Origin of the sequence: Herbaspirillum sp. SJZ107 (assembly GCF_006715485.1) — a bacterium.
Lineage (GTDB): Bacteria > Pseudomonadota > Gammaproteobacteria > Burkholderiales > Burkholderiaceae_D > Telluria.
Window position 1 is genome coordinate 92,010 of sequence record NZ_VFNH01000002.1, and the last position, 15,534, is coordinate 107,543.

A 15,534-nucleotide genomic window follows, 5' to 3' on the forward strand; every position below is an offset into this window, starting at 1 on the left:
TGTTCAATTACAGCGCATGCATTTCCTTCAGCAGGTTATCGGCATGGTCGACCTTCTCCATGTTCCACAGGATATAGCGGATATCGACCTGGATATCGCGCGTGGCCGCCTTGTTGAAATCCCAGTCCGAAATGATCGAATCCAGGGTGCCGTCGAAGGCCAGGCCGATCAGTTCGCCCTTCGCGTTCAGCGCCGCCGAACCTGAGTTGCCGCCGGTAATGTCCAGTGTCGCCAGGTAGTCGACCGGCACGGTCTTCAGTTTGGGATCGGCGTAGCGGCCGAAGTCCCTGGCGCGAATCGCCGCCAGCTGCTTTTCCGGCGCGTTGAATTCGCCTTCGCCGGTGTGCTTGGCGACCACGCCTTTGACGGTGGTGAACGCGGTCCAGGAACCGGTGCCGTCGGCGCCGTAGTCGCGGCCCTTGATGTTGCCGAAGGTGACGCGCAGGGTCGAGTTGGCGTCCGGGTAGACGGCCTGGCCTTTGCTGTTCATGTAGGCAATTTTCGCCTTCATGTAGCTTGCATAGGCTTTCTGGATATTACCGCCGAGCTCTTCCTCTTGCGCTTCTTCCTTGCGGTCGGCGTCGTACAGGGCGACGGCCGCCTTGATGAAGCTGTCGTTGCTGGCCTGGAACTCCGCCGGCGACTTGCCCAGCCACGCGGTACGGACGTCCTTGTTCTGCAGCTGGGAACCGGCGTAGATCCTGTCCAGCGCGGCCTTCAGTGCGGCCTCATCCATGCCCGGCTTGATGCCGAGCGCGTTGTCGAATGCGACGTTGTGCTCGCTTGCCGGCTGGGCGCTGTATTGTTTGAGGAAGTTCAGCACCAGCGCCTTGTCGACGGCTTCGACGTAGGTCCGGTCCTGGCCGGTGACGGCGGCGTTCAGGCGCGGCAGGTCGCGCTCCTGGTAGCCCGACTTGCGCTCGACATCCGGCTTGGTGCGCTCGTTGGCCAGGCGGTACAGCGTGCGTGCCGAGTTCAGGAAGCGCGGGGTCGAGTAGCTCAGGAAGAAGTCGCGCTTGGTAGCGGCATCGCGCTCGGCGATCAGCTTTTCGACGGCGTCGATGTCGGCGCCGAATTCGGCCTTGCGCGCGGCGTTGCCATTGACCCAGGCTTTCAGCGCATTGTGCTCGGCGGTCTTGCGCGCCAGGATGTCGCTGCCTTCGTAGCTGGCGATCATGCCCTTGCGGTTTTTGTAGTAATTGTTGACGCTGGCGATCTGGCCCGCGTATTTCAGCCGGGCGGCGGCGTCGTTTTTGGTCTCGCGGTCGATCACGGCCAGGGTCTCGCCCGAGGCTTTCACGAAGGCCGGGTAGTTCCAGTCGAAGGTGAACGCGACTTCCGACGGCAGGCGGTGGCGGTTGGTGCGGCCCGGGTAGCCCAGCGCCATGATGAAGTCGCCTTCCTTGACGCCTTCCCTAGCGATCTTCAGCACGTGCTTCGGCTGGTAGGGGACGTTGTCCTTCGAGAAATCGGCGGCCTTGCCGTCGCGGCTCACGTAGGCGCGATAAAAGCCGTAGTCGCCGGTGTGGCGCGGCCACATCCAGTTGTCGGTGTCGCCGCCGAATTTACCGACGCCGGACGGCGGCGCGTGCACCAGGCGCACGTCGCGGATTTCCAGCTGCTTGATGCGGTAGAACTCGAGGCCGCCGTAGAAGCTGGCCACGGTGCAGCGGTAGCCGGCGTCCTTCTCGCACTCGGCCACCAGCGCCTTCTGGTTCTTTTCCATCGCTTCCACGCGCGCCTTGCCCGTCAGTTTCGCCACGTCCGCGGTGACGATCCGGTTGCTGACGTTCTCGACCGCCTCGGTCACGAAGATGCGGCTGCCCGGCGCGGCCGGCAGTTCTTCGGCCAGGGTCTTGGCCAGGAAGCCGCCCGCCAGCAGGTCGCGCTGCGGCGTCGAGTTGACGGCGACGCTGTTGTACACGCAGTGGTGGTTGGTGATGACCAGGCCTTGCGGCGAGACGAAGGACGCCGAGCAGCCGCCCAGGCTCACCACCGCGCCCATCGGGAATTCGGTCAGTTTGGTCAGGCTCGCCGGATCGAGTTTCAGGCCGGCGGCTTTGAGTTGCTTGGCTACTTGTGGCAGCTGCTGCGGCATCCACATGCCTTCGTCCGCTTGTGCGGCGAAGCTGGTGAGGATGGCGAGCGAAAGAAGCGATTTTTTCATGGCGTCCGTGTCTTATGGGATGTGATCTTTTGGCTCGGAAAGAGCCGCCACAGTATCCATAAAGCGATGGACGAACGTCAACCGTTACTTTTCGTGATTTTTACGGGCTTACAGCTGCGCGCCGACCAGCGCGGCGATTTCGCCGGACAGCTTGTCGGTCCACGGACGGTTCTCCCATTGCTGCAGCGTGACCGGGCGCGCGCGCTTCCAGTCGTCGTCGAACACGGCTTCCTGCTGCTTGGCGAAGTCGGGGTCGAGCACGTTCAGGTTGGCCTCGTCGTTCAGGCTGAACGAACGGTTGTCGAAGTTGGTCGAGCCGACCGACACCAGCAGCGAATCGACGGTCAGCGATTTCACGTGATACATGGTCGGCTGGTACTCGGCAATCTTGATGCCGGCCTTCAACAGGTCGCCCCAGCGCTCGCGCGAGGCGGCGCGTACGACGTCGGAATCGATGATTTTTCCGGGCGTGATGATGCGCACCTCGACCCCGCGCCTGGCGGCGGCGACCAGCGCCTGCACGGTCAGGTCGTCCGGCACGAAATAGGCATTCGACAGGTGGATCGTGTGGCGCGCGGCGGTGATCGCCATCAGGTACATCAGGTGCATGCTTTCGCTGCCGCCGGTGGGCGAGCTGGAGAACATCTGGGCCGCCATCGAACCCTGCGGCGGCAGCGCCGGGTAGTAATCCGGGCCGTCGAGCACGACGCCGGTGGCCTTGGTCCAGTTGTCGCCGAACACGGCCTGCATTTGCCCGACGACTGGGCCTTCCACACGGAAATGGGTGTCACGCCAGTGATCTTCGTCCTGGCCGTTGCCGCGCCATTTGTCGGCGATACCGACGCCGCCGGTAAAGCCGACGCGGCCGTCGGTGATCAAGAGCTTGCGGTGGGTGCGGTTGTTCAGGCGCGTCAGCTTCCACCAGACCGGCTTGTGGTAACGGTGCAGTTCCACGCCGGCCTTGCGCATTTCTTCCATCGAGGCGTCGTCGATCTTGATGCTGCCGATCCAGTCGAGCAGTACGTGTACTTTGACGCCGGCGCGCGCGCGTTCGGCCAGGGCATCGGTGAATTCCTTGCCGATGCTGCCGGACCAGTAGATATAGGTTTCGAAATTGATCGAGTGCTGGGCTTCGCGGATCGCCTTCAGCATGGACGGGAAGATCTGGTCGCCGTTGAGCAGTACTTCGGCCTTGTTGCCCTCGATGATGGGCGGTCCCAGCAGCACGCCGAGCGAGCGCCGGAACTGGGGATCGTTGGTGTCGTACTGGCGCGTCAGCTGGGTATCGATCTTCTTTTCGCTCGGCATGAAATTCAGCACGAGCAGGCCCGCGACGAGGGTGGCCACGATGGAAATCAGGGATACGATGGGTCTCTTGACGCGCATAAATATTTTGGGTGTAGACGTAAAAAAACCAACGCTGGGTGAGCGTTGGTTTTCAGGGGTGCTGCATAGGATTAGCGAACGCGGCCGCGACGCAGCAGGTTCACGATGGCCAGCAGGATGACTGCGCCCAGGAACGAGACCAGCAGCGAGGACACGCTGAAGTCATCGGAATTGATGGTGCCCGAGCCGAACAGCGGCGAAAGCAGCCAGCCGCCCAGGAAGGCGCCGACGATACCGACCACGACATTAAGAATCATGCCTTGTTCAGCGTCCGTTTTCATGACCATGCTGGCGAGCCAGCCGAGAATACCACCCACGACGATCCAGATAATGAACAACATGACGATTCCTCCTCAAAGTGGAAAACATACTTCAGGCCAATTGATTGCCGAGGCCATGAACAAAGTCTAATGATGGGAACACCACGAGGTCGGTGCGGCAACGAACGTTAGACGCGCAAACCGGATGTGCGTTCTTAAACGCCTTTCTTTAAAGCCTGCCAGGCCGAATACCGGAATGTCTAAATAGAGTGCGTGAACGAACAGAACGCTACAGCTGTGCAGGAATATCGTGGCTCCACTTCGCAACACCACACAAGTAGTCATACCTGGCGTGCACTCAAGCACACTGACCTTTGAAAGGACTCATCATGAGCATGTTCGATACCAACGACCAAAAACAGAACCGCATGGTTACCGGCCTGTTCCCCGACCGCGCCAGCGCAGAACGCGCCTACAGCTCGCTGTCTTCCCGCGGCTACGGCAAGGACGACGTCAACCTGATGATGTCGGATACCACGCGCCAAACCCACTTCAATGACACCGAAACCGAACTGGGCAGCAAGGCCGCCGAAGGCGCCGCTGCCGGTGCCGGTATCGGCGGCACCATCGGCGCCGTGCTGGCCGGCGTGGCTGCAATCGGCACCAGCCTGGTGATCCCGGGTGCGGGCCTGGTCGTCGCCGGTCCGCTGGCAGCGGCCCTGGCCGGCGCCGGCGCCGGCGGCATCACCGGTGGCCTGATCGGCGCGCTGATCGGCGCCGGCATCCCGGAAGAACGCGTCAAGCACTATGAAGAAGGCATCAACCAGGGCGGCATCCTGATGGGCGTGACCCCGCGCTCGGATGACGACGTCGAGCACATCCAGCGTTCGTTCACCGACAACGGCGGTTCGCACGTGATCGGCACCGGCGTCGGCGCGCTGGCAGGCGCCGCCACCGGCGCAGCGATCGGCTCGGCTGCCGGTCCGATCGGCACCGTGGCCGGTGCAGCCATCGGCGGCATCGCCGGCGGTATTGCCGGCAAGGGTGCCGGTGAAGTCGTGAACCCGAAATCGGGCGACGACCTGGGTGAACACCACCTGGCCAAAGGCGTCGGCGCAGGCGCCGGCGCGGCCATGGGTGCGGCAGCCGGTGCGATCGGCGGCCCGATCGGCATGGCAGCGGGTGCCGCGATCGGCGGCCTGGCCGGCGGCGCAGCCGGCCGCGGTGCGGGCGAAGTCGTGAACCCGAAGTCGGACGACCGTCTGAATGAACACAACCTGGCCCAGGGTACCGGTGCCGGTGCCGGCGCCATCGCGGGTGCCTCGATCGGCGCCGCAGGCGGCCCGATCGGCGCCGTGGCCGGTGCGGTTGCAGGCGGCATCGCCGGCAGCATGGCCGGCAAGGGCGCGGGCGAAGTCGTGAACCCGAAAGCGGGCGACGAGCTGCATGAGCACAACCTGGCCGGCGGCGTCGGCACCGGCGGCGGCGCTGCAGCCGGCGCGGCCCTGGGCGCAGTGGGCGGCCCGATCGGCATGGCAGCCGGCGCAGCCATCGGCGGCGTTGCCGGCGGCTTGCTGGGCAAGGGTGCAGGCCACCTGGTCAACCCGACCGAGGAAGACGCCTACTGGCGCAACAACTACCAGACCGCGTCCGGCTACACCCCGGGCTACACCTACGACGACTACGCGCCGGCCTATGCACTGGGCTACAACAATGCGCGCCGCTTCCCCAACTACGACACGGCCGAGCCGCACTTCGCCGACGAGTGGGATCGCGTCAAGGGCAACTCGCGTCTGACCTGGCCGCAAGCCAAGTCGGCCAGCCGCGCGGCCTGGGAAAAGGTCGAGCGCGCGATTCCGGGTGATTCCAACCACAACGGCATCTGATTGATGCCTGACGCAATAAGGTAAGAAAAAAAGCCCCGGGGCCGCAAGGCCCCAGGGCTTTTTTGTGCACGCAACGCGCGGACGATTACTGCTTGACCGCTTCCACCTGGATCGCCAGCTTGACGTCCATGTTGAAGCCGTAGGCTTCGCCGTAGCTCACGCCGAAATCGCTGCGCTTGAAGCTGCCCGAGGCGTCGGCGCCGCAGACTTCCTTCTTGGTCATCGGGTTGATCATGCACTTGAACTTGTTGACGGTCAGGGTGACCGGCTTGGTCACGCCGTGCAGCGTCAGCTGGCCGTCGACGGTGGCCGGGGCGTCGCCCTTGAACACCAGCTTGCCCTTGTAGGTCGCGGTCGGGAACTTGGTGGTGTCGAACAGTTCGTCCTTCTTGGCGTGCGCGTTCAGCGCGTCGTTGCCGAAGTCGATGCTGTTGGTGTCGATGGTGATGTCGATGGTGCCGGTCTTGGCAGCCTTGTCGTAGACGATGTTGCCTTCGGTCTTGTTGAACTTGCCGCGCCAGACCGACAGGCCACCGAAGTGGTCGGCTTCGAAGCTCGGGTAGGTGTGGGTCGGGTCGACTTTGTAGGTGTCGGCGGCGGCGAAGGCGGCGGTGGTGCTGGCGGCGGCCAGCAGGGCCAGGGCGATGTGCTTGATTTTCATGTGTTTTCCTCTTGGTTTGAATGGATACTACGTTTACTGCGCCGCGGCGACGCGGAACTTGATCACGACTTCATCGGCGACGATGCCGGTGTCCTTCCATTCGCCTTCGCCGATATTGAAGGCGAGGCGCTTGATCGGCAGTTGGCCTTCGAAGACCTGCCTGCCGCCTTCCGGTTTCACGCTGAGCGGGAAACTGACGTCCTGGGTGCGGCCCTTGATGGTCAGCTTGCCGCTGACGTTGAGCTTGCCCGCGGCGGCCGGTTTGATGGCCGTCGACACGAAGCTGGCTTTCGGGAACTGGGCCGAATTGAACCACTCTTTCTTGGCGATTTCCTTGTTGTACTCGGGCGAGCCGATGTCGAGGCTGGCGGTATCGATGTCGACCCGCGCGCTCGCCTTGTCCGGGTGCGCGGCATCGTAATCGATCTGGGCATTGAAACGGGTGAACTTCGACTCGACCGCCGCATCCATCTGCTTGAATACGGCCGAGACGCTGCTGCGTGCGACGTCGGTTTTCAGGGGAGCGGCGGCGGCCGCCAGCGTGGTCACGGCAAATACGGCGGCAAGGGTGGCGCGAAGTGTCATGGTGTCTCCTCAGGTTGAACGGCCGGGCAGCATGCGGCGCAGGGTGCCGTCGCGGTCGACGACGGCATGCTTCAGCGCGGCCAGCACGTGCAGGGCGACCAGCGCGGCCATCGCCATGTTGAGCCAGTAGTGGACGCCCTTCAGCGTCGCGGCCAGCGCCGGGTCCTTGGCGATGAATACCGGCAGCTTGACCAGGCCGAACCAGACGACCGGGACGCCGGCCGCCAGCGAATAAAAATAGCCGGACAGCGGCACGGCAAAAATGAACACGTACAGCAGGTGGTGCAGGCCATGCGCCGCGCCCCGCTGCCAGGCCGGCATCGACGCCGGCAACGCCGGCGGACGGTGCCGCAGGCGCCACAACAGGCGCAGCACGGCCAGCAGCATCACGCTCACGCCCGCCCATTTGTGCCAGGAATAATAGCGCAGCTTGGTCGGGGTAAGACCGGGGATGTCGGTCATGACCAGGCCCAGCGTGAACGCGCCGACGATCAGTACGGCGATCAGCCAGTGGAGCGCAATAGCGGTCGTGGTGTAGCGCTGCATGATGGGCCCCGGTGAATGGTCGTCAATACGCATCGGCACAGATCTTATCAAACAATATTGCTGTGCTGACTCATTGCGGATAGCGAGACTGTAACCGTTCCATCTTTTGCTTGGAAGACAGATGAACGGATAACATTGTTCAGTCAGCGGGACAATCGCTGCCACATCGTGTGCTTGAATTTCATTTCTTCACGATGTGTTGCATTTATGCTAAAGAAACCGGGCTGAGGAAGGTAAAATGTTGACGCATCAAATTTATAAAAGATAATTGTAAGTATGATAGTTTCGATTGATTACGCATGAGCAGGCTTGTCCCATCGCTCACCATCGCCCTGGCGGCACTCGTGCTGCTCCCTGCGCACGCCCAGACCGCCGATGACGACGGCAAACCGCGCTCGCCCGCCGACTTCGCCGACCTCTCGATCGAGGAACTGGCGAACATCGACATCACCTCGGTATCGCGCCGTCCCGAACGCCTTCAGGATGCGCCGGCCTCGGTGTTCCTGATCACGGCCGACGACATCCGCCGCTCGGGCGCGCGCAGCCTGCCCGAGGTATTGCGCCTGGCGCCCAACCTGCAGGTGGCGCGCAGCAGCAATGCCAACTACTTCATTTCGGCGCGCGGCATGAACGGCACCGGCAACAGTCCGGCCAACAAGCTGCTGGTCATGATCGACGGCCGCTCGGTGTATTCGCCGCTGTTCTCGGGGGTGTTCTGGGACGAGCCGGACGTGATGCTGGAAGACGTCGAGCGTATCGAGGTCATCAGCGGTCCGGGCGGCACCCTGTGGGGCGTGAATGCGGTCAACGGCGTGATCAACATCACCACCCGCGCCGCACGCGATACCCGCGGCGAGCTGGCTATGCTGCGCACGGACGAGGACGGCGCGCAGCTGGCCTTCCGCCACGGCGGTGGCAGCGACAGCGGCAGCGGCCCGCGCAACTGGCGCGTCTACGGCAAGGTGTTCGGCATCGGCCACGGCGAACTGGCCGCCGGCGGGCCGCTCGACGACGACTGGACCCAGGGCCAGGTCGGCCTGCGCGCCGACTGGCGCCGCGGTGCCGACCGCTGGGACGTGATCGCCAACGCCTGGCGCGGGCGCCAGGGCCAGCCGGCGCCCGGCGTGATCGCGGCGCCCGGGGCGGGGATGGGCCTGGGCGACATCGACACCCACGGCGCCAACCTGAGCGGACGCTGGGAACGCGCGCTCGACGACGGCGCCAGCGTGGCCGTGCAGGCGTATTACGACACCCGTTACCGCAAGGTGCGGCCGACCTTCACCGACTCGGTCGACATCGCCGACATCCAGTTCCAGCATGCGCTGGCGCCGCTCGGCGCGCACACGATCGTCTGGGGCGGGGAATACCGCTACGACCGCGACCATGTCGACAACACCCGCTTCGTCGCCTTTTTGCCGGCCGAGGACCGCCAGGCCTGGGCCAGCCTGTTCGCCCAGGACGAGATCGCGCTGCGCCAGGACCTGCGCCTGACCGCAGGTGCGCGCTACGAGCGCAACCCCTACACCGGCGCCGAGTTCCTGCCGACGCTGCGCCTGTCCTGGCATGCGACGCCGCTGCATTCGTTGTGGGCCGGCGCCTCGCGCACCGTGCGCGCGCCGTCGCGCCTGGACGCCGACACCTACGTTCCCGGCGCACCGCCCTACCTGCTGGCCGGCGCCAGCCAGATACGCGCCGAAGTCGCGCGCGTGTTCGAGCTCGGCTACCGCGGCCAGGCCGGGCAGGCCATGTCGTGGTCGGTGACTGCCTTCCGCAACCTGTATGACCACCTGCGCACGCAGGAGGTGTCGGCAGACGGCAGCCAGATCATGTTCGGCAACGGCATGCAGGGGCACTCGCACGGCATCGAAGCCTGGGGCAGCCTGCAGCTCGGCGACAGCTGGCGCCTGTCGGCGGGCGCCACCGCGCTGCACGAGGCATTCAGCCTGAAGCCGGGCAGCCGCGACACGGTCAGCACGCTGGCCGCCGGCTTCGATCCGGCCTATACGGCGCAGCTGCGCTCGAGCTGGACCATCGACGCCGCGCGCGAGCTGGAAGTGGCGCTGCGCCACGTCGGCGCGACCCGGCCGGCGGTCGATGCCTATACCGCGCTCGACGCGCGCTTCGGCTGGCGGATTGCGCCGGGGGTAGAAATGTCGGTGATCGGGACCAACCTGAATGGCGGGCATGCCGAGTATGGGTCGGTGCCGATCAGGACGGAGGTGCCGCGGACCGTGGGGGTGCGGCTGGTGTGGCAGAGGTAGGGGTAAACCGTCGCCCCTGCCTGCGCAGGGGCGACGTGCTTGATTTAACGCTTAGATTGCTTTAGCCAGCTGCGCCGCCAGGCCGATGTAGTTCGCCGGCGTCATTCCCAGCATCAGTTCCTTGGCTTCCTGCGGCACCGCCAGACCGCCAATGAACTCCTGCAGCGCTTCGCGGGTGATGCCCTTGCCGCGCGTGAGTTCCTTCAGCTGTTCGTAGGGGTTCTCGATGCCGTAGCGGCGCATCACGGTCTGCACCGGCTCGGCCAGCACTTCCCAGTTGGCGTCCAGGTCGGCCGCCAGGCGCTGCGGGTTCACTTCCAGCTTGTTCAGGCCGCGCAAGCAGCTGTCGTAGGCCAGCAGCGCGTAGCCGAAGCCGACGCCGATGTTGCGCAGGACCGTGGAGTCGGTCAGGTCGCGCTGCATGCGCGACACCGGCAGCTTGTCGGCCATGTGGCGCAGCACCGAATTGGCCAGGCCCAGGTTGCCTTCCGAGTTCTCGAAGTCGATCGGGTTGACCTTGTGCGGCATGGTCGACGAGCCGATTTCGCCGGCCTTCAGCTTCTGCTTGAAGTAGCCCAGCGAGACGTAGGTCCAGATGTCGCGGTTCAGGTCGAGCAGGATGGTGTTGGTGCGGGAAATCGCGTCGAACAGCTCGGCCATGTAGTCGTGCGGTTCGATCTGGATGGTGTACGGATTGAAGGTGAGGCCGAGGCGCTGCTCGATCACATTCTTCGAGAAGGCCGGCCAGTCGAACGACGGATACGCGGACAGGTGGGCGTTGTAGTTGCCGACCGCACCGTTCATCTTGCCGAGGATCTCGACGTCGGCGATGCGCTTGACGGCGCGCTGCAGGCGCGCGACCACGTTGGCGAATTCCTTGCCGAGGGTGGTCGGGCTGGCGGTCTGACCGTGAGTGCGCGACAGCATCGGCAGGTCGGCGTTGGCGTGCGCGATCTCGGTCAGCTTGGCGATCACCGCTTGCAGCGACGGCAGGATCACGCCGTCGCGCGCCGCCTTCAGCATCATGCCGTGCGAGGTGTTGTTGATGTCTTCCGAGGTGCAGGCGAAGTGGATGAATTCGCTGGCCGCGACCAGTTCCGGCACATCCTTGACCTGTTCCTTCAGCCAGTACTCGACCGCCTTGACGTCGTGGTTGGTGACCGCTTCGATTTCCTTGATGCGGGCGGCGTCGGCTTCCGAGAACCCGGCGGCCAGCTTGTCCAGCAGCGCGATTGCTTCGGGCGAGAACGGCTTCAGTTCGGCGAAGCCGGCCTGGGCCAGCGCCTGCAGCCAGGCGATCTCCACCTTCACGCGGTGGTGCATGAAGCCGGCCTCCGACAGGATCGGGCGCAGCTTGTCGGTCTTGGCGGCATAGCGGCCGTCCAGCGGGGACAGGGCCGACAGGGTGGAGTAGGGTGGGGTAGTGGTCATGGCAGGCAGGCGCCCGAGGCGGCGCTTAGATGGCAAAGACCGCGATTTTACCACCGGCCCGCGTTTGTCAAGTCGCATTTTGGCAGGCGTTGCAAGGAGTTGCCGTCCGCTCGACCGGGGTAAGTCCGATGCTCTATACTGTCTGCCACTACCCTAATCTGAGCATTTATGAAACTCATCGGTTCTGTCACCAGTCCCTATGTGCGCAAGGTGCGCGTCGTGTTGGCAGAGAAGAAGCTCGACTACGTGTTCGAGCTCGAAAACGTGTGGTCGAGCGATACCAGGATCTCGGCCTCCAACCCGCTCGGCAAGGTGCCCTGCCTGGTCATGGAAGAGGGCAGCGCCATGTACGATTCGCGCGTGATCGCCGAATACCTCGACACCCTGACCCCGGTCTGCAAGCTGCTGCCCGCCAACAGCCGCGACCGCGCCAACGTCAAGGTCTGGGAAGCGCTGGCCGACGGCGTCGGCGACGCCGCCGTGCTGGCCTACCTGGAACGCACCCAGCGCCCGCCCGAGCTGCAGAGCCAGGCCTGGATCGATCGCCAGCAGGGCAAGGTCCGCAACGGCCTGCGCGTCATGTCCGAGAACCTGGGCGAGCAGCCGTTCTGCATGGGCATCCATTACACGCTGGCCGACGTCGCCGTCGGCTGCGTGCTGGGCTGGCTGTCCCTGCGCTTCCCCGAGATCGACTGGCGCGGCGACTACCCGAACCTGGCGCGCCTGTTCGACAAGCTGTCCGAACGCGCGTCGTTCAAGGATACCGTTCCGCGCTGAGCACGCCATGTCGACGTCGACGTCCCGGCGCTTGCAAATGGCCGACATCGCGCGCCTGGCCGGCGTGTCGACGTCGACCGTCTCGCGTGCGCTGAACCAGAGTCCCCTGGTCAACCAGGAGACGCGCGACCGCATCCTCGACCTGGCGCGCTCGCTGAACTACGTGATCAACATCGGCGCGCAAAACCTGCGGCTGCAGCAGAACCGCACCGTGGCCGTCGTCATTCCGATCGAGCAGGCGACCCGCCAGCAACTGTCCGATCCGTTCTTCCTGTCGATGCTGGGCAACCTGGCCGATGCGTTCAGCGAGCAGGGCTTCGACATCCTGGTCTCGCGCGTCGATGCCGACCAGGTCGACGCGGCGGCCGCGCCGTTCGACGCCGGCCGTGTCATCGGTGTGGTCCTGATCGGCCAGGGCCGCCATCACGAAGAGCTCAACCGCATCGCCGCGCGCGGCGTTCCGTTCGTGGTGTGGGGCGCCCAGTTGCCGCAGCAGCTGTACACCACGGTCGGCGGCGACAACCTGGCCGGCGGCCGCCTGGCGACCGAACGCCTGCTGGCGCAGGGCCGGCGCCGTATCGCCTTCCTCGGCGACATCACGCTGCCCGAGGTCGCGCTGCGCCACCGCGGCTACGCGGCCGCGCTGGCCGCGCAAGGCCTCGAACCGGATCCGCAACTGCACGTCGCCGCTTCCTTCCTGCCCGAGAGCGGCGGCGAGGCGGTCGAGGAACTGGCGCGCCGTGGCGCCATGTATGACGGACTGTTCGCCGCCAGCGACCTGCTTGCCATGCGCGCCATCCACGGCCTGCGCGCGCAGGGCCGCAAGGTACCGTCCGACGTGGCCGTGGTCGGCTACGACGATATCGAACTCGCCAGCTATTTTCATCCGCCCCTGACGACGGTGCGCCAGCCGCGCGACGTCGCCGCACGCGCCCTGGTGGACGCGCTGCTCTCCTGCCTCGACGGCAAACCCGCCCCCTCGGTCCTGCTGCCGACCGAACTGATCGTCCGCACCAGCGCCTGAAGCGCCGGCGCCGCTGTCGCCGCTACCCGTGTTGCCGCTTCGATTGAAAACGTTTGCAAGCTGCTGGTGAAATTTTGCACTTTGGCGTCGATTCGCCTGCATGCCGGGCATGTGAGTCGTTTTCGCAACACGATTGCAATCGATTGCAATTAACTAAATTTCAGGAAATAATGGCTGCGTGCCGATGCGGCGCCGATAACGCCGAATGGCGAACAATAAAACCGGAGGAGACATGGAAGTTCGAATGAAGCACACGGCACACGCCGTGGCGCTGGCCTTGCTGCACCTGAGTGCGGCGCACGCCCAGGAAACCGTTCCAGCCGCTGCGCAGGCGACCGATGGCCTGAAGATGGAGCGCATCGTCGTGACCGGCACGCCGGTCGGCTCGAGCAAGATGAAATCGAGCGTCTCGGTCAGCACGCTGGAAGCCGATGCGATCCAGAATCTCGCCCCGACCAGCGCCGCCGACGTGCTGCGCGCGATCCCGGGCGTGCGTTCGGAATCGTCGGGCGGCGAAGGCAATGCCAACATCACCGTGCGCGGCGTGCCGATCTCCGCCGGCGGCGCACGTTACGTGCAGATCCAGGAAGACGGGCTGCCGGTGCTGCAGTTCGGCGACATCAACTTCACCACCCCCGACAGCTTCGTCAAGATCGACGGCACCCTCGACCATGTCGAGGTCGTGCGCGGTGGCTCGGCCTCGACCCTGGCCACCAACTCGCCCGGCGGCATCATCAATTTCATCGCCAGGGACGGCAAGGAAGCGGGCGGCAGCATCGGCCTGTCGCGCGGTCTGGACTACGACAGCACACGCGTCGATTTCAACTACGGCGCACCGGTCTCGAACCGCGACCGCTTCTTCGTCGGCGGTTTCTACCGCTATGGCGAGGGCATCCGCGACACCGGCGTCAAGCAGGAGCGCGGCGGCCAGCTGCGCGCCAATTTCACCCACGAGTTCGATGGCGGCTGGGTGCGCGTCTCGCTCAAGCACCTCGACGACCGCAGCCCGACGGCGCTGCCGGTGCCGGTCACGGTCAGCAACGGCCATATCGCCGAGATCGCCGGCATCGATCCGCGCACCGCGTCCTTCTATTCGCCGTACTGGGTCAAGGACCTGTCCCTGACCAAGGGCAACGGCCAGGTCGCGAGCGACGTCAACGAGGGGCTGTCGGTCAAGAGCAATGCGCTCGGCCTGGAGGGATCGTTCGACCTGGGCAACGGCTGGACCGTGACCGACCGCTTCCGCAAGGCGAACAACAGCGGCCGCTTCATCGGCGTGTTCCCGGCCGACAGCGGCACGGTCGGCAGCTACACCTTCGCCACCGGGCCGCGTACCGGCCAGGCCTACAACGGCCGGGCATTCAATGCCGTGGTCTTCAATACCTCGATCGACGACGCCGGCAATACCCTCAACGACGCGCGCCTGACCAAGACCTTCCGCATCGACGGCGGCGCCAAGCTGAACCTGACCGCCGGCTGGTACAGCTCGCTGCAGAAGCTGGGCCTGACCTGGAACTTCAACCAGTACCTGATGCAGGCCAGCGGCGACCAGCCGGCCCTGCTGCGCACGGCGAGCACGACCCCCGGCTACGTCGGCCCGGCCTTCGGCGCCTGCTGCTCGCGTGCCGTCGACGTCGACTACAGGACCAATTCGCCGTACGCCAACATCGGCTGGGAGCAGGGCGCCGTCAACCTCGACGCCAGCGTGCGCCGCGACCGCCAGCACGCCGGCGGCAGCGCGAATATCGCCACCGGCGCCGCGGCCTACGTGCCCGCCACCGCGCAGCGCGTCGACTACGACATCGGCCACACCTCGTATTCGGTGGGCGGCAACTGGCGCATCACCCCCGCGCTGGCGCTGTTCGCGCGCACCAGCGAAGGCGTCGCCTTCAATGCCGACCGCATCCTGTTCGGCGCGCCGCTGGACGGCAGCGCACCGGTCAGCATCAACACCGTCAAGCAGCTGGAAGGCGGCGTGAAATGGCGCAGCGGCGGCCTGAGCACCTTCGTGACGCTGTTCCGCGCCCGCACCCGCGAAACCAACTACGAGGCCACGACCCAGCTGTCGACCGCCAACAGCTACGAGGCCAAGGGCGTGGAACTGGAAGCGGCGTGGCGCGCCGGCGACTTCCACGTCAACGGCGGCCTGACCCTGACCGACGCCGAGATCACGGCCACGGCACCCGGCGGCGAAGCCGTCATCGGCCACACGCCGCGGCGCCAGGCGCGCACCGTCTACCAGCTGACGCCGGGCTACGACCTCGGTCCGGCCAGCTTCGGCCTGGCCGTCGTCGGTACCGGCAAGAGCTGGGGCGACGACGCCAACACCCTGGTCCTGCCCGGCTACACCGTCGTGCACGCTTTCCTCAACTACCAGCTGACCCCGAAGGTGCAGCTGGCGCTGAGCGCCAACAACCTGTTCAACCGGATCGGCTACACCGAGATCGAGAGCGACGGCCACGCCGCGCGTTCGATCACGGGCCGCGCCGTGAAGGCCAGCGTCAAGTACGCGTTCTGATGTACCGGGTCCTGCCGGCGCGCGGCGCCGGC

Annotated in this window: 12 protein-coding genes; 5 read left to right on the forward strand and 7 right to left on the reverse strand. The window is 65.3% G+C overall.

The genetic code is table 11. From position 1 onward, the window contains the following. Positions 1-7 precede the first annotated feature (7 nt). The 3 genes from FBX97_RS10120 to FBX97_RS10130 form a co-directional block, all read right to left on the reverse strand. Complete coding sequence (locus FBX97_RS10120; protein ID WP_141831219.1) at positions 8-2,167, reverse strand: S46 family peptidase; 2,160 nt, start codon at positions 2,165-2,167, stop codon at positions 8-10. 108 nt (positions 2,168-2,275) lie between these two features. Continuing rightward, the gene (cls, locus tag FBX97_RS10125; RefSeq protein ID WP_255517409.1) at positions 2,276-3,553 is read right to left on the reverse strand and encodes a cardiolipin synthase; all 1,278 of its coding nucleotides are present in this window, start codon (positions 3,551-3,553) and stop codon (positions 2,276-2,278) included. 71 nt (positions 3,554-3,624) lie between these two features. After that, positions 3,625-3,894 carry a GlsB/YeaQ/YmgE family stress response membrane protein gene (locus tag FBX97_RS10130; protein WP_020656446.1) on the reverse strand — a complete coding sequence of 90 codons (270 nt, stop codon included), beginning with the start codon at positions 3,892-3,894 and terminating at the stop codon, positions 3,625-3,627. A 308-nt stretch (positions 3,895-4,202) separates the two neighbouring features. Between FBX97_RS10130 and FBX97_RS30080 the strand changes: the two genes are divergently transcribed. Then, the gene (locus tag FBX97_RS30080) at positions 4,203-5,699 is read left to right on the forward strand and encodes a hypothetical protein (RefSeq protein WP_255517410.1); all 1,497 of its coding nucleotides are present in this window, start codon (positions 4,203-4,205) and stop codon (positions 5,697-5,699) included. 85 nt (positions 5,700-5,784) lie between these two features. On the opposite strand, the gene FBX97_RS10140 is transcribed toward FBX97_RS30080, so the two are convergent. From FBX97_RS10140 to FBX97_RS10150, 3 genes are read right to left on the reverse strand one after another with little or no spacing between them, the layout of a single operon-like run. Then, positions 5,785-6,360 carry a YceI family protein gene (locus tag FBX97_RS10140; protein ID WP_141831220.1) on the reverse strand — a complete coding sequence of 192 codons (576 nt, stop codon included), beginning with the start codon at positions 6,358-6,360 and terminating at the stop codon, positions 5,785-5,787. Positions 6,361-6,393: 33 nt separating this feature from the next. After that, positions 6,394-6,945: a YceI family protein gene (locus FBX97_RS10145; RefSeq protein WP_141831222.1), complete on the reverse strand. Its 552-nt coding sequence runs from the start codon at positions 6,943-6,945 to the stop codon at positions 6,394-6,396. Between the two features lie 9 nt (positions 6,946-6,954). Then, positions 6,955-7,491: a cytochrome b gene (locus tag FBX97_RS10150; protein ID WP_141831224.1), complete on the reverse strand. Its 537-nt coding sequence runs from the start codon at positions 7,489-7,491 to the stop codon at positions 6,955-6,957. Between the two features lie 299 nt (positions 7,492-7,790). Here FBX97_RS10150 and FBX97_RS10155 point away from each other — a divergent pair, with 299 nt between their 5' ends. Continuing rightward, a complete protein-coding gene (locus FBX97_RS10155; protein WP_141831226.1) occupies positions 7,791-9,752 on the forward strand; it encodes a TonB-dependent siderophore receptor in 1,962 nt (653 codons plus the stop codon). A 51-nt stretch (positions 9,753-9,803) separates the two neighbouring features. Here the strand turns inward: FBX97_RS10155 and purB are convergent, their stop codons facing one another. Then, positions 9,804-11,183, reverse strand: coding sequence for an adenylosuccinate lyase (gene purB / locus FBX97_RS10160; protein ID WP_141831228.1), 1,380 nt, complete (start codon positions 11,181-11,183; stop codon positions 9,804-9,806). A 168-nt stretch (positions 11,184-11,351) separates the two neighbouring features. Here purB and FBX97_RS10165 point away from each other — a divergent pair, with 168 nt between their 5' ends. From FBX97_RS10165 to FBX97_RS10175, 3 genes are all read left to right on the forward strand, one after another. Continuing rightward, positions 11,352-11,960, forward strand: coding sequence for a glutathione S-transferase N-terminal domain-containing protein (locus tag FBX97_RS10165; protein ID WP_141831230.1), 609 nt, complete (start codon positions 11,352-11,354; stop codon positions 11,958-11,960). Between the two features lie 7 nt (positions 11,961-11,967). Next, positions 11,968-12,984: a LacI family DNA-binding transcriptional regulator gene (locus FBX97_RS10170; RefSeq protein ID WP_255517411.1), complete on the forward strand. Its 1,017-nt coding sequence runs from the start codon at positions 11,968-11,970 to the stop codon at positions 12,982-12,984. Positions 12,985-13,228: 244 nt separating this feature from the next. Then, a complete protein-coding gene (locus tag FBX97_RS10175; protein WP_255517412.1) occupies positions 13,229-15,502 on the forward strand; it encodes a TonB-dependent siderophore receptor in 2,274 nt (757 codons plus the stop codon). Positions 15,503-15,534: the final 32 nt, after the last annotated feature.

What these genes read in the sequence shown, in the direction of transcription:
- FBX97_RS10155 (WP_141831226.1), top strand. Translation starts at nt 7,791, where the DNA reads ATGAGCAGGCTTGTCCCATCGCTCACCATCGCCCTGGCGGCACTCGTG.
- FBX97_RS30080 (WP_255517410.1), top strand. Translation starts at nt 4,203, where the DNA reads ATGAGCATGTTCGATACCAACGACCAAAAACAGAACCGCATGGTTACC.
- purB (WP_141831228.1), bottom strand. Translation starts at nt 11,183, where the DNA reads ATGACCACTACCCCACCCTACTCCACCCTGTCGGCCCTGTCCCCGCTG.
- FBX97_RS10140 (WP_141831220.1), bottom strand. Translation starts at nt 6,360, where the DNA reads ATGAAAATCAAGCACATCGCCCTGGCCCTGCTGGCCGCCGCCAGCACC.
- FBX97_RS10170 (WP_255517411.1), top strand. Translation starts at nt 11,968, where the DNA reads ATGTCGACGTCGACGTCCCGGCGCTTGCAAATGGCCGACATCGCGCGC.
- FBX97_RS10130 (WP_020656446.1), bottom strand. Translation starts at nt 3,894, where the DNA reads ATGTTGTTCATTATCTGGATCGTCGTGGGTGGTATTCTCGGCTGGCTC.
- FBX97_RS10145 (WP_141831222.1), bottom strand. Translation starts at nt 6,945, where the DNA reads ATGACACTTCGCGCCACCCTTGCCGCCGTATTTGCCGTGACCACGCTG.
- FBX97_RS10175 (WP_255517412.1), top strand. Translation starts at nt 13,229, where the DNA reads ATGAAGCACACGGCACACGCCGTGGCGCTGGCCTTGCTGCACCTGAGT.
- FBX97_RS10165 (WP_141831230.1), top strand. Translation starts at nt 11,352, where the DNA reads ATGAAACTCATCGGTTCTGTCACCAGTCCCTATGTGCGCAAGGTGCGC.
- cls (WP_255517409.1), bottom strand. Translation starts at nt 3,553, where the DNA reads ATGCGCGTCAAGAGACCCATCGTATCCCTGATTTCCATCGTGGCCACC.
- FBX97_RS10120 (WP_141831219.1), bottom strand. Translation starts at nt 2,167, where the DNA reads ATGAAAAAATCGCTTCTTTCGCTCGCCATCCTCACCAGCTTCGCCGCA.
- FBX97_RS10150 (WP_141831224.1), bottom strand. Translation starts at nt 7,491, where the DNA reads ATGCAGCGCTACACCACGACCGCTATTGCGCTCCACTGGCTGATCGCC.